Source organism: Ligilactobacillus sp. (assembly GCF_036846325.1).
Classification (GTDB): Bacteria; Bacillota; Bacilli; order Lactobacillales; family Lactobacillaceae; genus Ligilactobacillus.
The window spans coordinates 1,715-2,200 of sequence record NZ_DAIUCE010000175.1; the positions used below are offsets into that span (position 1 = coordinate 1,715).

Annotated in this window: 1 protein-coding gene; it reads right to left on the reverse strand. The window is 42.4% G+C overall.

From position 1 onward, the window contains the following. The coding region (locus V7Z60_RS09885; protein ID WP_334117642.1) for a hypothetical protein at nt 1-393 on the reverse strand (393 nt) is incomplete at its 3' end. Between the last annotated feature and the right edge of the window lie 93 nt (nt 394-486).

A 486-nucleotide genomic window follows, 5' to 3' on the forward strand; every position in this document is an offset into this window, starting at 1 on the left:
GTATACACCGTCAAATTGCTCTATCTTTCCCTCATCAAGCATTTCCCCGATGATTTCGTCATAAATGCCCGATTTGACGACAAGACTGCTCAGTGGCAGCATGAAGTCAACTTCAGATTCCATCTTATCCATCAGATACTGCTCGTATGCCTTTCTGATCGGATTCGACTTCAACGCTGACATTCCCGTACCATCTTCCATGGCTTCCCTCACCTCATCGTAATTATCAGCCAGGAAATCCTGCAGCCTGTGCCTGAACTTAATGCCGGACTCGCTTTCATCAACGCCAAACTGCAAGAACAGCTCATCAGGCAGGTTCTTCATCTCCGCATCGTTCAGCATGTCTTCCATTTTATCCGAAAGTAAAATCTTACTGGAATCATTGTTTTTCATATTATCTTCTCCCGTTCATTTTCTTGTCATTCATTTTATGATTTCATATTACAGCAGCAGTGCGACAATTAATGTCGCATTAAAGAACAATTT